Annotated in this window: 12 protein-coding genes; 6 read left to right on the top strand and 6 right to left on the bottom strand. The window is 61.4% G+C overall.

Features of this window, described 5'->3' with window-relative positions:
- Positions 1-165 precede the first annotated feature (165 nt).
- Together B9A11_RS04665 and B9A11_RS04660 are read left to right on the top strand one after the other, a co-directional pair.
- Positions 166-1,566: a cache domain-containing protein gene (locus tag B9A11_RS04665; protein ID WP_234988733.1), complete on the top strand. Its 1,401-nt coding sequence runs from the start codon at positions 166-168 to the stop codon at positions 1,564-1,566.
- On the top strand, positions 1,563-2,195 hold the full coding sequence (locus tag B9A11_RS04660; RefSeq protein ID WP_058247037.1) for a response regulator transcription factor: 633 nt from the start codon (positions 1,563-1,565) through the stop codon (positions 2,193-2,195). Before B9A11_RS04665 ends, B9A11_RS04660 begins: the two co-directional genes overlap by 4 nt.
- Here B9A11_RS04660 and B9A11_RS04655 read toward each other — a convergent pair whose 3' ends face one another.
- A complete protein-coding gene (locus B9A11_RS04655; RefSeq protein ID WP_058247038.1) occupies positions 2,196-2,396 on the bottom strand; it encodes a hypothetical protein in 201 nt (66 codons plus the stop codon).
- Positions 2,397-2,847: 451 nt separating this feature from the next.
- Here B9A11_RS04655 and B9A11_RS04650 point away from each other — a divergent pair, with 451 nt between their 5' ends.
- Complete coding sequence (locus tag B9A11_RS04650; protein ID WP_058247039.1) at positions 2,848-4,602, top strand: acetolactate synthase 3 large subunit; 1,755 nt, start codon at positions 2,848-2,850, stop codon at positions 4,600-4,602.
- 128 nt (positions 4,603-4,730) lie between these two features.
- Here B9A11_RS04650 and B9A11_RS04645 read toward each other — a convergent pair whose 3' ends face one another.
- Positions 4,731-6,389: an ATP-binding protein gene (locus B9A11_RS04645; RefSeq protein WP_058247040.1), complete on the bottom strand. Its 1,659-nt coding sequence runs from the start codon at positions 6,387-6,389 to the stop codon at positions 4,731-4,733.
- 148 nt (positions 6,390-6,537) lie between these two features.
- On the opposite strand from B9A11_RS04645, the gene ilvN reads away from it, so the two are divergent.
- Entirely contained in the window at positions 6,538-7,098 is a 561-nt protein-coding gene (ilvN, locus tag B9A11_RS04640; RefSeq protein WP_058247041.1) for an acetolactate synthase small subunit, read from the top strand.
- Between the two features lie 82 nt (positions 7,099-7,180).
- Here ilvN and B9A11_RS04635 read toward each other — a convergent pair whose 3' ends face one another.
- Positions 7,181-7,687 carry a hypothetical protein gene (locus B9A11_RS04635; protein WP_143595798.1) on the bottom strand — a complete coding sequence of 169 codons (507 nt, stop codon included), beginning with the start codon at positions 7,685-7,687 and terminating at the stop codon, positions 7,181-7,183.
- 76 nt (positions 7,688-7,763) lie between these two features.
- On the opposite strand from B9A11_RS04635, the gene B9A11_RS04630 reads away from it, so the two are divergent.
- The gene (locus B9A11_RS04630; protein ID WP_234988732.1) at positions 7,764-8,588 is read left to right on the top strand and encodes a helix-turn-helix domain-containing protein; all 825 of its coding nucleotides are present in this window, start codon (positions 7,764-7,766) and stop codon (positions 8,586-8,588) included.
- Between the two features lie 39 nt (positions 8,589-8,627).
- Here B9A11_RS04630 and B9A11_RS04625 read toward each other — a convergent pair whose 3' ends face one another.
- Together B9A11_RS04625 and prfB are read right to left on the bottom strand one after the other, a co-directional pair.
- Positions 8,628-9,434, bottom strand: coding sequence for a DUF2189 domain-containing protein (locus B9A11_RS04625; RefSeq protein ID WP_058247043.1), 807 nt, complete (start codon positions 9,432-9,434; stop codon positions 8,628-8,630).
- 168 nt (positions 9,435-9,602) lie between these two features.
- Entirely contained in the window at positions 9,603-10,727 is a 1,125-nt protein-coding gene (gene prfB / locus B9A11_RS04620) for a peptide chain release factor 2 (protein WP_058247044.1), read from the bottom strand.
- A gap of 78 nt (positions 10,728-10,805) precedes the next feature.
- Here prfB and B9A11_RS04615 point away from each other — a divergent pair, with 78 nt between their 5' ends.
- Entirely contained in the window at positions 10,806-11,657 is an 852-nt protein-coding gene (locus tag B9A11_RS04615) for an aminoglycoside phosphotransferase family protein (RefSeq protein WP_058247045.1), read from the top strand.
- Positions 11,658-11,716: 59 nt separating this feature from the next.
- On the opposite strand, the gene B9A11_RS04610 is transcribed toward B9A11_RS04615, so the two are convergent.
- Positions 11,717-14,245 carry a penicillin-binding protein 1A gene (locus B9A11_RS04610; protein WP_058247046.1) on the bottom strand — a complete coding sequence of 843 codons (2,529 nt, stop codon included), beginning with the start codon at positions 14,243-14,245 and terminating at the stop codon, positions 11,717-11,719.
- Positions 14,246-14,372 lie beyond the last annotated feature (127 nt).

Here is a 14,372-nt window from a genome sequence, read left to right as displayed (position 1 = left end):
TAGAATTTGGTCTTTGCGGACAAATTTTGGGCAAGCCACGCAACCCATACGCGAAATGTGGTTAACTTTCTGCGGTGCAGCGCAAAATATACCGATTTCTCTTGCACTTGCAGCGTCTTCCCCCTGCCCGTTCCAGCGCATACACTGGCCCACATGTCCCGCGCGATGTCCTTTCTTCGGCTGACCTATCGGCAAAAGCTGTTCCTGCTGGCGACCGTGCCGCTGGTTCTGGCGGTGTCGGCGATTGCCGTGCTGGTGGCGGCGCAGTCGCGCGCGCTGGCCGACCGGGAAATCCGCCAGCTCGAAACCCAGCTGATCGAGGCGAAGAAGCGCGAGCTGCGCAACTACGTGACCCAAGCGCGCAACGGGTTCTACTTTATCTACGGCAGCGCCGCCCCCGATGACGAGGACGCCAAGCAGCAGGTGATGCAGATCCTGTCCGCGATGATCTACGGCGATGAGGGGTTTTTCTTTGTCTATGACTATGACGGCAACAATCTGGTGTCGCCGCGCCAGACCGGTCTGATCAACGAAAACGTCTGGGGGCTGGAGGACAGCGAAGGCACCAAGGTCGTCCAGGAGTTCATCTATACCGCCCGCGCGGGCGCTGGTTACGTGGAACACCTCTGGCCCAAGCCCACCACCGGGCAAGAGGCGCGGATGATCACATACGTGACGTCTTTCCCCAGTTGGCGGTGGGCGGTGGGCACCGGCGTGTTCATCGACGATGTGCTCGCCAGCGTCGCCGCCACCCGCGCCGAGGTCGAGGCCCGCGTTCAGCGCACCTTCTTTTATATCGGGGGGATCACGCTGGCCGCGCTCTTGCTGGTGTTCGCCTCTGGGATGGTGATCAACGTCCGCGAGCGGCGCCTGGCCGACGCGAAGCTCAAGGAACTGACGCAGCGGGTGTTCGACGCCCAGGAAGAGGAACGCGGGCGCGTGGCGCGCGAGCTGCACGACGGCATCAGCCAGATCCTCGTGGGGGTGAAATACGCGCTGGACATCACCCGCCGCAGGATCAGCACCGGCGACCCGCGCGCGCCTGAAACGCTGGACAAGGGCATCGGCAACCTGTCGCAAGCGATCCAAGAGGTCCGCCGCATCAGCCGCGATTTGCGCCCCGGCGTGCTGGATGACCTTGGCCTTGGGCCTGCGCTGAAAACGCTGACGGATGATTTCCGCACCCGCACCGGCATCCAGACCCACTTTGACACCAGCGTCTTTCGCAACCGTCTGGATCAGGACGCCAAGATCGCGCTCTATCGCATCGCCCAAGAGGCCCTGACCAACGTTGAACGCCACGCCGCCGCGTCCGAGGTGACGCTGGACCTGCGCGGCCACCGTGCCGGGGCCACTTTGCGCGTGGCGGACAATGGCGTCGGCCTTGGGGAAAGCCGCTCTCACTCTGGGATTGGCCTGAAAAACATGCAAGAGCGCATGGATCAGCTGGGCGGGACGTTGCGCGTCTTGTCCTCGAAATCTGGCACGGTTATCGAAGCGCAGGTGCCGCTGACGCACCTGTTGCCGCCCGAAGGCGCGCCTAGCCAAACAAAGGGACACGCATGACCAAAGTCGTTGTTGTCGACGATCACCCCATGGTGGCCGAAGGGATCGAGGCCATTCTTGAAAGCTATGACGACATCGACGTGGTGGCGACCCTGTCCGATGGCCAGCAGATCATCGACCGGCTCGATGAGCTGTCCCCGGACGTGATCCTGATGGACCTGAACATGCCGGGGCTTGGCGGGCTGTCGGCCACCGAGATGATCCTTGAACGCGCCCCCGATACGCGCATCCTGATCCTGTCCATGCACGACACGCCCGAGTATATCTCGAACGCGCTGAGCCACGGCGCGCGCGGCTACATCCTCAAGGACGTGCCGACCGAGGAAATCAAGCTTGCGATTGATACGGTGATGACCGGCGCGCGCTACCTGTGCACCGGGGCCGAAGGCGCGCTGACCCCCGACAGCCCCAGCCGCGAGCAGCTGACCAACCGCGAACAGACGGTGCTGCTGGAACTGGCGCAGGGCAAGTCGAACAAAGAGGTGGCCTTGGCGCTGGATATTTCCGTGCGCACGGTGGAAACCCACCGCAAGAACATCAAGCGCAAGCTGGGCATTTCCAGCACCGCGGGCCTGACCCGCTACGCGCTGGAACATGGTGTGCTGCAAGGTACAGGCGCGAACCTGTAGTTAAAGAAGCGTGCCCTTGGCGCTGTCGCAGTCGGACTGCTCGATCAGGTACACCGGCTGGATGTAGCTTTCGAACTCGGCCCCGGCCTGATCCAGATGGGGATGCGGCACGCCCCCCAAAGCGGCGGCCAAGGCCATCAGACCCACCAGAGCCGTCGCCTTGCACAGGGTGAAATCGCGGTAAAACATGTTGCGGGTCATAACTGGCCTCCTATGGCTGCTGGCCTCTGCTGGGATAGTGTTCCCACGAAACCCACCACACAGACAATTCACGAACGCGCGCGCAATGTTGCAAAGCGCGATTTGCGCACCATACCCTGCGGATTTTCGCACAGATCGACACGATTCCGCCCGCGCAACCGCATTTTCGCAGGGCACATTACGCCCAAAGATCGCTTCGCGAAATTTTCGCAAAGAAAAAGCGCCCCATGCGACATATTTTTCACCGATGTGCGGTTGACGCTGCCCCGCCCCGGACATAATGTCCACGCGCGTATTAAGGAGCACTCGGGTATGAGCACCCTGCTTGTAATTGTAGGAATTTGGCGCATGGGCCGGTAACGGTTTCCCTAACAGGACCCCATGCGCCCCCGCCAACCCGGACGGGGGCTTTTTTATACGCATAACGCAGTGTCGTGAACGGAGAAACAGTATGACACGTCAAATGACCGGAGCGAAAATGGTAGTCCAAGCCCTCAAGGATCAGGGTGTGGACACGGTATTCGGCTATCCCGGCGGTGCCGTACTACCGATTTATGACGAGATTTTTCAGCAAAACGGCATCAAGCACGTTTTGGTGCGCCACGAACAGGGCGCCGTGCACATGGCCGAAGGCTATGCCCGCTCGACCGGCAAGGTTGGCTGCGTGCTGGTGACCTCTGGCCCCGGCGCAACCAACGCTGTGACCGGCCTGACCGACGCTTTGCTCGACTCGATCCCGATCGTGGTTCTGTCCGGCCAGGTGCCGACCTTTATGATCGGCTCTGACGCCTTTCAGGAAGCGGACACCGTGGGCATCACCCGCCCCTGCACCAAACACAACTGGCTGGTGAAAGAGACGGAAAAGCTGTCCGAGACGATCCACCAGGCCTTCCACGTGGCGCGCTCTGGCCGTCCGGGTCCGGTGCTGGTGGACATCCCCAAGGATGTGCAGTTCGCAAGCGCGCAGTATCAGCCGATGCAAAAGGTGAACACCTCGCATTACCAGCCGCAGCTCAAGGGCGATCAGGAGATGATCCTGACGCTGGTCGAAGCGCTGGAAAATGCCGCGCGTCCGATCCTGTACACCGGTGGCGGCGTGATCAACTCTGGCCCGGCGGCCTCGCAGCTGCTGCGTGAGTTTACCGAAGCGACGGGTTTCCCGATCACCTCGACCCTGATGGGTCTGGGCGCCTACCCGGCGTCGGGCAAGTCCTGGCTGGGGATGCTGGGGATGCACGGCCTCTACGAGGCGAACATGGCGATGCACGGCTGCGATCTGATGATCAACATCGGCGCGCGTTTTGACGACCGGATCACCGGCCGCCTCGATGCGTTCAGCCCGAACTCGAAGAAAGCGCATATCGACATCGACCCGTCCTCGATCAACAAGGTTGTCAAGGCGGACTACCCGATCGTTGGCGACATCGCCCATGTGCTCGAAGACGTGCTGAACCTGTGGAAATCGCGTGGCCGCAAGGTCAACCGCGAGGGCCTGGCCAAGTGGTGGGCGCAGATCGAAGAGTGGAAGGCCGTCGATTGCCTGTCCTTCAAACAGGACGGCCCGACCATCAAACCGCAGCACGCGCTTGCCCGTCTTGAGGCGTTGACCAAGGGCATGGATCGCTACATCACCACCGAAGTGGGCCAGCACCAGATGTGGGCGGCGCAGTATTTGGGCTTCGAAGACCCCAACCGCTGGATGACCTCGGGCGGCCTCGGGACCATGGGCTACGGCTTCCCGGCGTCGATTGGCGTGCAGATGGCGCATCGCGACAGCCTCGTGATCAACGTGGCGGGCGAAGCGTCCTGGCTGATGAACATGCAAGAGCTGGGGACCGCGGTGCAATACATGCTGCCGGTGAAACAGTTCATCCTGAACAACGAACGTCTGGGCATGGTGCGCCAGTGGCAAGAGTTGCTGCACGGCGAGCGTTACTCGCACTCGTGGTCGGAATCGCTGCCCGATTTCGTCAAGCTCGCCGAGGCGTTCGGCTGCAAGGGCATCTCGATCTCGGATCCGGCGGACCTGGACGACGCGATCATGGAGATGATCAAATACGACGGCCCGGTGGTCTTTGACTGCCTCGTGGAAAAGCACGAAAACTGCTTCCCCATGATCCCGTCGGGCGAGCCGCACAACAAGATGCTGCTGGGCCAGGCCTCGACCAAGGACGCCATCGGCGCCAAAGGGGCCGTGCTGGTCTAAGGCCATCTCAAGTAAGACAAGCGATTGGCGCAAGTGGTTTCACTTGCGCCTTTTGTTTTGCGGGGGCCAAATCTCTTATCTAAGAGATTTGCAAATTCCTTGTTCAAGGAATTTGGCCGCGCGCGGGTCTACCGTTTCTTGGCCAATTCCATGTGCAGCACAACCGCCGACAGCAGCGCATCGCGCCGCACGGGTTTGGACAAAAACCCATCCATGCCTGCGGACATCGCCTCGTGTTGATCCTTGGCAAAGGCGTTTCCCGTCAGCGCGATGATCGGCCGGTGCGGCCAGTTGTTCAGATGTTCCCGCGCGCGGATGTGGCGCGAAGCCTCCAGCCCCGTCAGGACCGGCATCGAAATATCCATGAGCACCACATCAAAGGCTTCGGGATCATACAGATCAATGGCTTGCTGGCCGTTGCTGGCCACGGTCACCGCCGCCCCCCGCCGTTCCAGCATTTTGCGCACCACCATTTGGTTGGTCTGATTGTCCTCGACCAACAGGATCTGCATCCCTTCGATCCAGATGTCGTCGGGAATGTCCGGCGGCTGCGCCAAATCCTGCGCAGCGTCGCGTTCCGGCAAGGGCAGGCTGACTTGGAACTCTGTCCCCTGCCCCTCATGCGAGCGCACCGCGATCCGCCCGTTCATCGCGTCCACCAGCTGTTTCGAAATCGCCAGGCCCAGCCCCGTGCCTTCGAATGCGCGGCTGTGCCCGCTGTGGACCTGCTCGAAGGGCGCAAATATCTGCGGCAAGCGGTCCTGCGGGATGCCGATGCCCGTGTCCGTCACGGTGAACACCACGTCCTCGCGGTGCGCCACCCGCACGCTGACACTGCCGTCCGAGGTGAACTTGATCGCGTTTCCCACTACGTTCAGCAGCACTTGACGCAGGCGCAAGGCATCCCCGACCACATATTGCGGCACGTCCGGCGCGATCTGACACCGCAGGGCGATCTGCTTGGCATCCGCGAGCGGCGTCAGCAAATCGCACATCTCGTGCAGCAGACCGTGCAGATCAAACGGATCGGCCGCGATATCCAGATGCCCCGCCTCGACCTTGGAGAAATCGAGGATATCAGAGATCAAAGAGGTCAGGGCCAGCGCCGAAGAGCGGATCGTCTCGACGAATTCGGATTGCTCTTCGTCCAGCGTCGTCTCTGCCAGCAATTCGACCATCCCGACGATGCCATTCATCGGCGTGCGGATTTCATGGCTCATGGTCGCCAAAAAGTTGCTCTTGGCCAGATTCGCCACCTTGGCCGCATCGCGGGCAGAGCGCAGCGCCTCGTGTTGGTGCTGAAGCTCGGTCACATCGGTGTGCACCAACACACGCGCACCGCTGGCGGTCGACACCGCCTTGGTATGGAAATGCTTTCCCTGACTGGGGATGTCCATGGTCACCGGCTCGCGCTTTTTCAACGCCTCGGTCAAGGTGCGAAACCGCGTCTGAACCCCGTCAGGATCGCTGCGCTGCGCCAGAAACGCCACGTAGTCGCGCACCCGCATTCCCGGCGCGATATCCGCATCCGTCACTCCAAACAAGCGCTTATAGGCGGTGTTCACAAGCAGGATGCGGTTGTCGGCGATCTCGCCGCCCTCGTTGCTGGTGACCAGCAACCCCTCGCCCATGTTTTCCAAAACATCCGTGAGCAGCCGGTTCTTTTCCTCCAGTTCGGCGTTGCGCTGGCGCAGCTGCGCCTCGAGATCGCGCAAGGGCGCACAGCCTTCGCCGGGGCAAGGCTGTGCCGGCTCGGTCCCGTCGTTAAGCTGTTGACCACGCTCCATCCGCTCTCCGCGCCAGAATCTCCACCACAGCCATACCCGCAGCTTCCTAATATTCGCTTTCAAAAATTCTTGGCCGTGGCTTCTGGTCATTTGCGGGGGGCGCGGCTAGTGTACCCCACCACAGATATCACGATGGGGATCGCCCGAAATGTCGCCGCTGAAGATCAAGAAAGGCTCGAGCAAGCACTCTGCCTACAACCTGCGTCCCAACTTTTCGGACGTCACCGAAAGCCACACCTTGGCCGTTCTGGTCGAAAACGAACCCGGCGTGCTGGCGCGGGTGATCGGCCTGTTTTCGGGCCGCGGCTATAACATCGACAGCCTCACCGTGGCCGAAGTCGACCACCAGGGCCACCTGAGCCGTATCACCATCGTCACCTCGGGCACGCCGCAGGTGATCGAACAGATCAAGGCGCAGCTGGGCCGCATCGTGTCGGTCCACGAAGTGCATGACCTGACCGTCGAGGGCAGCTCTGTCGAGCGGGAACTGGCGCTGTTCAAGGTCGCGGGCACCGGCGAAAAACGCGTCGAGGCGCTGCGCCTTGCGGACATCTTTCGCGCGCATGTGGTCGATTCGACGCTGGAAAGCTTTGTCTTTCAGCTGACCGGCACCCCGGACAAGATCGACGCCTTTGCCGATCTGATGCGCCCCCTTGGCCTCGAAGAAGTGGCGCGCACCGGCGTGGCCGCCTTGGCACGCGGCGTCTAAACCCGCCTTTACCGGAAAAACCAAACCCCGCAGGCCAGCGCCTTGCGGGGTTTTTTACTCGGTACCGCACCTCTTGGCCGAATTAGCCGCCGGACGGGCGGACAAACGGCACGATATTATCGACAGTCTTTGATTTCTTCGCGGCTGGGCGTTTTTGCCCCTGCGTTGCAGTTGCGGCTGGATTGGCGGCATTTGCCCGCAGCGCTTTGGGCAAATCGCGCGCATATCCCCGGCCAAGACGCTGTACTTTGGCCGCCAAACGACAATTGCGCACGCGGCGCATGTCAAATTCGATCAAATCGCCCACATCCAGACCGACATTGCCCTGCGCCGCAGACTGCGCTGCCGCGTAATAGGCCAGCTCACCCTGGTCTTCGCACCAGATGACGGCCCGATGATCCGCATGGTCGGCCCATAGGACCACCCCCAACATTCGTTGTTCCATAACGCTCACGACTGCTTTGACACACAAAGTATTGCGCGAAAACACTGGTAAACAGAGGACTAATTCCGGGAGGAGGTCTTGATTTTTGGTCCACCAAGGGGCAAATTTGGCGTCAAATCGCATCAAATCGACGCGAATAAGCATCACTTACGGTTGTGCCTGTACCGAGTTTCCGATCCGATCCATCGACAAAAGCAAAACCAGAGCACGAGGACCGAGCATGGCCCCCACCGAAAAGAAGACCACGCTGTCGCATCGCCCAACCCCGTCTGAATTGCGCAGTATGCTTGGTGCCAATTTGCGTCAGTTGGCGCAACAAGCCGCGTCGGTTTCGGCATTGTGCCGTGATCTGGGGATCAACCGGACCCAATTCAATCGCTATCTGGCGGGCGAAAGCTTTCCCCGGCCGGACGTGCTGCACCGCATTTGCACCCATTTCAAAGTCGACGCGCGCATATTGCTGGAACCGGTCGAAGAGATTGCCCCGGTGCAGACCCGTGGTTTCCAGAACCCGGCCTTGGCGGATTTCCTTGGTCCCTTGGCCCTGCCCCTGACCGAAGCGGAAATGCCCAGCGGGTTTTATCGCTTTAGCCGCCGGTCCTATATGGACGAAACCAAATGCGTGCAGGGGCTGCTATATGTGTTTCGCGCCAATGACGACGTGCTGATCAAGGGCTTTGAGGCCAAGGATGCCATGGCGACCCAAGGGCTGAAAAGCTCGCTGGCCAACCGCGAGTTTCGCGGCAACGTCATGCGCCAGGACGATGGCATCGGCTTTTTCGTCAGCCGGAGGGGGGCGACGACCTTTACCTTTAACTTTCTCGCCCGCGTTCCGGCGTTCGAGAATAACTACTGGCAGGGCTACACGGCGCGTCCAACGCGCGAAAACGGCGGCGGGCGGCTGTTTGAACGGCTTGTCTACGAATACCTCGGGCGCGATCCCGCGCGCATTCTGCCGGCCGCGCGTGTCGCGGGTCTGTGTGATCCAAGCGAGCTGCCACCGTTCCATGCGCAACTGCTGAAACTGGGGCAGCCGATCGCCTGATGGGCTGCGCCCTTGCGCCTACGGCCCGGTGCGCATCGGTTATGCGCGCAGTTCCCGGCCCTGCGGCGCTGCTTCGGTGCCATAGGCCAGCATGTCATATAGATGCCACGTGGCATGTCCCAGGACCGGCAGCGAAATCAGCAAGCCCAAAAAGCCCGGCAGCATCGACACAAAAGTGACGATCGCAATGAAGGCCGCCCAAGAGAACATCACCACGACGTTATTTTGCACGTATTGGAAGGATGTGATCATGGCGGTGACAAAATCGATCTCACGGTCCAGCAGCAGCGGCAGGGACAGCACGGTGATCATATAGAGCACTACGGCAAAGCCCGCACCAACGGCAGTGCCCACCGCCAGCATCATCAAACCATTGGCGCTGAGGTACACCTCGAAGGACGACGACACGTTGGTCATCGTCGACAGGCCAAGGAACAGCGCAAAGATCATGTGGGCAAGGAAGAACCAGAACAGAAAGATCACGATGATCACGGCGCTGATGCTGGGCAATTGCCGTTTGGACTGGCGGAGCACGACGGAAAAGACCTGCATCCAATCCAAGGGCCGCCCCTGCTCGATCCGGCGGCTGACATCGTAAAAGCCCACAGCTGCAAACGGCGCGATCAGGGGAAAGCCGATGGCGGCAAAGACCAACCAATAGGTCTGCCCCGTCGCCCAGGTGATCAGCCCCATGAGCCAACCGCCGACGATGTAAACCCCAGCAAAGATCAACGCAAAGCCCGGCGCGCGCTTGAGATCGGCGAGACCGCGGCGCAGCGCCTCTGCCAAAGTCGAAAACGCGACGGTGCCAAGATCCGGCACACCGGGTTTAGGTGTATCGGGCATGTGTCCCTCCCCTGAACATGACCTGATGTCCAGTAAAAGGGCTAGGGCGGCCTCAGGCAAGACGCCGAAGCCATAAATTTTTGATTTAGATCAAAAAAGTTTTCTCAAGTCACGCGGGGGCAAATTCCTTAAAAAAGGAATTTGCAAATCTTTTGATAAAAGATTTGGTTACTCGTCCCCGCGCGCGTCTGCCCGGCTCTTGCCCGCGACCTGCATGGCCAGCGTGGCTTCCATGAACGGGTCAAGGTCGCCGTCCAGCACGCCTTGGCTGTCCGAGGTTTCGTAGTTCGTCCGCAGGTCTTTCACCAACTGGTAGGGCTGCAAGAAGTAGCTGCGGATCTGCGCGCCCCAGCCTGCGTCGCCCTTGGCCTCGTGCAGCGCGTTCACCTCGGCATTGCGGCGGTCCAGTTCCAACTGGTAGAGGCGCGATTTCAGCGCTTTCATGGCGATGTCGCGGTTCTGGTGCTGCGATTTTTCCGACGAGGTCACCACGATCCCCGTGGGGTGGTGGGTGATCCGCACCGCCGAGTCGGTGGTGTTCACGTGCTGCCCGCCCGCACCGGACGAGCGATAGGTGTCGATGCGGATATCCGCCGGGTTCACCTCGATCTCGATGTTGTCGTCGATCACTGGATACGCGCCCACGGCGGCAAAAGACGTCTCGCGCGTGCCTTTGCCAAAGGGCGAAATCCGCACAAGCCGGTGCGTGCCGCTTTCGGACTTCAGCCAGCCATAGGCGTTCTTGCCCTTGATCTGATAGGTCACCGATTTGATGCCCGCTTCGGCGCCGGGGGTCTCTTCTTGCAGGTCTACTTCAAAGCCGCGGCTCTCGGCCCAGCGGACATACATCCGCGCCAGCATCGACGCCCAGTCGCAGGCTTCGGTGCCGCCCGCGCCCGCCTTGATTTCCAAGAACGCATCGTTGCCGTCGGTCTCGCCGTCCAGCAACGCCTCGAGCTCTTTCTTGGCGGCCTTCTCGACCAGCGCTTTCAGCGCGCCTTCGGCCTCTGCGACGATTTCCTCGTCGTCTTCCATCTCGCCCATCTCGATCAGCTCGACCTGATCTTCAAGCTCTTGCTTGATCGACTCGTAGGTCTCGATCGCATCGACCAAGGCCTGCCGCTCACGCATCAGCTTTTGCGCCGCCGCCGGGTCGTCCCACAGGTTGGGGTCCTCAACCCGGGCGTTGAATTCCTCCAGCCGGTGCTGCGCCGTTTCCGCCCCCAACCGCTGCGCCAGCAAGTCGATGGATTTTTGCACCTTGTCGGCGTTGTTCTGAGCTTCTGCGCGCATCGGTTTGATCCTGTCTCGTCCCTTCGGGTGCTGCGTGATACCAAGGGACCAAGGACGTAGCAAGACGGGGGCTTTGCCTTGGACGACAGATTACACGATGCCATCGAGGGCTTTGCGCTGACAGAGGTCACGGCGCTGACAAATACGCCCCACGCGCAGCTTTACAAGGCGCTTGGCATCGACGGGGCACCTTGCGTGCTGAAACTCTACCGAGAGGGGCATTTCGGCAATGAGGCGTCGGGAATCGCCCTGATGAACCTGTGGTCCGAAAGCGCCCCCCTGGCCTGTGTGCAGATCCTTGGCGAAGGCCCCGGCGCGCTGCTGATGGAGTATATTCCCGGCCCCTTGCTGGGCGAGGACAGCCGCAAGGGCTTTGATCTGGACGCCTGCCAGCGGCTGGCCTTGGTCGCCCGCGCGTTGCACGCGGTGCCCCTGCCCGACCTCAGCCGCCTGCCCCGGCTGGAGCTGTGGTTTGGCGATCTGTTCAACCTGCAATACGCGCCCAACTGTCCCGAAGGTTTGCGCCGCGACATGGGCCTTGCCGGGGATCTGGCCCGGCGGATGCTAACCACCGATCACAAGGTGCGTCCCTTGCACGGCGATCTGCACCACGACAACGTGATCGTCGGCGCCCACCCAAAGGCCATCGACGCCAAGGGCATCCTCGGCGATCCGGCCTATGAGCTGGCCAATGCCATGCGCAATCCCAAGGGCTGCGCGAAGTTGCAGCGCGACCGCGATCACCAAAGCGCCCGCCTGCACATCTTTGCCGAAGGGCTGGATGTCGATCCGGCGCGGCTGGCGGCTTGGGCGGCGGCCAAGGCGGCGCTGTCCATCGCGTGGCGCGCCAAGGGGGTGCTCGGCGATGACCTTGAGGCAGATGTGCTGTCGCTGCTCTTGGACCTCGCGCAGGATTTCGCGGAACCATAAAACGCAAAACGCCCCGCCAAGGACAAACCTCGGCGGGGCGTTTTCGCAGTCAAATCAGATCAGTACAACCCGCCCGAGGACAGCGACCCAAACCCTGCCTTGGGGCCAACCACAGCCTTTTTCCCGGTCGAGGTCGTCACCTCCTGGGCCTGCGTCGAGCCATCGGGCCGGATCAGGTCAAAGCTGCCCGACATGGCAAAGCCACCGTCAAACTGAATGCCGAACACCGGCTCTTCGCCCTGACGGAAACACTCGGACACCACGTTGTCGCCCGAGGCATCCGCCCCAAGACGCGCGCCGGAAAAGCGGTCGATGTTGATGAACTGGCAGTCCTCGGGGACCTTGAACTCACCGCCGCCGTATTTCTTGATCGCCTTTTGCATAAAGCGGTTGAACACCGGCCCGCAAAAGCCGCCGCCCGACGCCCCGCGCCCAAGGCTGCGCGGCGTGTCATAACCGATGTAGCAACCCGCCACGATGTTGGACGTAAAGCCCACGAACCACACGTCCTTGGCGTCGTTGGTGGTGCCGGTCTTGCCCGCCGTGGGCACCGGCAGGTTGACGTATTTCGACGCCGTCCCGCGCTGCACCACGCCGCGCATCATCGAAGTCAGCTGATAGGCGGTCACGGCGTTCATCACCCGCTCGCGTTCGTTGACGATGCGCGGGGACCGACCCGGATTGAGCTCCGGGTTGTCACAATCCACGCAGACCCGCTTGTTCCCGTCCGCCGCATCGTGGCTGTAGATCGAAGAGCCATAGCGATCCTGCACCCGGTCGATCAGCGTCGGTTCCACCCGCTCACCGCCGTTGGCGAACATGGCATAGGCCGCCACAACCCGGTACAAGGTCGTCTCATCCGCGCCCAGAGCGTTGGCCAGAACCCGCCCCATGTTGTCATACACCCCGAATTTCTCGGCATAATCGGCGACCACATCCATGCCCACCTCTTGCGCCAGACGAATGGTCATCAGGTTCCGCGACCGTTCAATCCCCGTGCGCAGCGGCGTCGGGCCATAATACTGACGCGACGCGTTCTGCGGACGCCACACCCCCTGCGGCGTGTTGATCTCGATCGGGGCGTCCACAACGATGGTCGCGGGCGTATAGCCACTATCCAAAGCCGAGGCGTAAACAAAGGGCTTAAAGCTCGACCCCGGCTGGCGCTTTGCTTGCGTTGCGCGGTTAAACACCGAATGCTGGTAGCTAAAGCCCCCCTGCATGGCGATCACCCGGCCCGTGTGCACGTCCATCGCCATGAACCCGCCCTGCACTTTGGGGATCTGCCGCAAGGACCAACGGATAAACGCGCCGCTGCCGTCCTCGGTCATCTGGCGCACATGGATCACGTCACCCTTTTCAAAGTTGTCGAACAGGTTGCCCTTGAACCAAGAGGTGTCAGAGCGCGGCACGCGGTTTCCGCGCGGATCATCGCTGGACACGCCTTCTATGCCGATCACCAGCTCGTTCTCGCGCACCTCCAGCACCACCGCCGGTAGCCACGGATGGTCCAGATCCACGTCCCGCGCCACGCGCACATCCGCCAGCGCCGCGCGCCAGCTGTCCTCGCTGCTCAGCGCCTCGGCGGGGATGGTCTTGCCCGTGCCGTTCCAAACGCCCAAGCCACGGTCGTATTGCTCCAGCTGACGGCGCAAAGAGGTCGCCGCCTCGACCTGCATCTCGGGGTCCAAGGTCGCCCGCACGCTATACCCGCCGGAAAAAAACTGCTCCTCGCCGAAATCCCGGCTCAGCTGTCGGCGGATTTCATCGGTGAAATAGTCGCGCGGCGGCAAGGCGTTCTGATAGGGCTCAAAGTCGCCGTTCTGCACCGACCGCAGCGGCATCGCCACCTCGCGCTCATAGACCGCCTCGCTGATATAGCCGTTTTCCTTCATCTCTTCGAGCACATAGTCCCGACGCTCGCGCAACCGCTCCTTGCGGCGCACGGGGTGGAAACTGCCGGGTGCCTTGGGCATCGACGCCAAAAAGGCCGCCTCATGCGGGGCCAGCTCGCTCAGCGTCTTGTTGAAATAAACCTGCGCCGCGGCCGCCACACCATAAGAGTTCTGGCCAAGGAAAATCTCGTTCAGGTAAAGCTCGAGGATCTTCTCCTTGCTCAGCGCCGATTCCACGCGCGAGGCCAGGATGATCTCCTTGATCTTACGCTCGGCCTTGCGATCGCCGGACAGCAAAAAGTTCTTCATCACCTGCTGGGTGATGGTCGACGCCCCGCGCGTGTTGCCGCGCGCCGTGTCAATCGCCGCCGAAACAATCGCCCGCGGATCATAGCCGTTGTGGGTATAAAACGACTTGTCCTCGGCGCTGACAAAAGCCTGCTTGACCAGATCGGGGATCTCTGCCGCCGGGGTGAACAACCGCCGCTCCTGGGCGAATTCATCGATGACCTGCCCCTCGACCGAATAAATCCGGCTGATGGTCGGCGGCGTGTATTGCGCCAGATGCTCGTGGCTGGGCAAATCGCGCCCATACATCCAGAACACCGCCCCGATGGTCAGCGCAGTCATCATCGCGCCCATGGTCACAACAGCGAAAATCCCGCCGAAGAAAGAAAAGATGAATCGCAGCACGTAAGTGGCCCCTTATCTGCTCGCGCCTTCCTTATACGCCAAGCGCCATCCGGTCAAAACACATCCGCGCGGGGAACCGCCGACGCCCTCTCCCCCTATCCCACGGCCCACTTTCTTCTCTTTAAAA

The organism is Tropicibacter naphthalenivorans (assembly GCF_900176475.1).
GTDB classification, from domain to species: Bacteria; Pseudomonadota; Alphaproteobacteria; order Rhodobacterales; family Rhodobacteraceae; genus Tropicibacter; species Tropicibacter naphthalenivorans.
The sequence above is the reverse complement of the archived record's forward strand: the minus strand, read 5'-3'. Positions and strand labels throughout refer to the sequence as shown.

What these genes read in the sequence shown, in the direction of transcription:
- B9A11_RS04665 (WP_234988733.1), top strand. Translation starts at nt 166, where the DNA reads ATGTCCTTTCTTCGGCTGACCTATCGGCAAAAGCTGTTCCTGCTGGCG.
- B9A11_RS04660 (WP_058247037.1), top strand. Translation starts at nt 1,563, where the DNA reads ATGACCAAAGTCGTTGTTGTCGACGATCACCCCATGGTGGCCGAAGGG.
- B9A11_RS04655 (WP_058247038.1), bottom strand. Translation starts at nt 2,396, where the DNA reads ATGACCCGCAACATGTTTTACCGCGATTTCACCCTGTGCAAGGCGACG.
- B9A11_RS04650 (WP_058247039.1), top strand. Translation starts at nt 2,848, where the DNA reads ATGACACGTCAAATGACCGGAGCGAAAATGGTAGTCCAAGCCCTCAAG.
- B9A11_RS04645 (WP_058247040.1), bottom strand. Translation starts at nt 6,389, where the DNA reads ATGGAGCGTGGTCAACAGCTTAACGACGGGACCGAGCCGGCACAGCCT.
- ilvN (WP_058247041.1), top strand. Translation starts at nt 6,538, where the DNA reads ATGTCGCCGCTGAAGATCAAGAAAGGCTCGAGCAAGCACTCTGCCTAC.
- B9A11_RS04635 (WP_143595798.1), bottom strand. Translation starts at nt 7,687, where the DNA reads ATGCTTATTCGCGTCGATTTGATGCGATTTGACGCCAAATTTGCCCCT.
- B9A11_RS04630 (WP_234988732.1), top strand. Translation starts at nt 7,764, where the DNA reads ATGGCCCCCACCGAAAAGAAGACCACGCTGTCGCATCGCCCAACCCCG.
- B9A11_RS04625 (WP_058247043.1), bottom strand. Translation starts at nt 9,434, where the DNA reads ATGCCCGATACACCTAAACCCGGTGTGCCGGATCTTGGCACCGTCGCG.
- prfB (WP_058247044.1), bottom strand. Translation starts at nt 10,727, where the DNA reads ATGCGCGCAGAAGCTCAGAACAACGCCGACAAGGTGCAAAAATCCATC.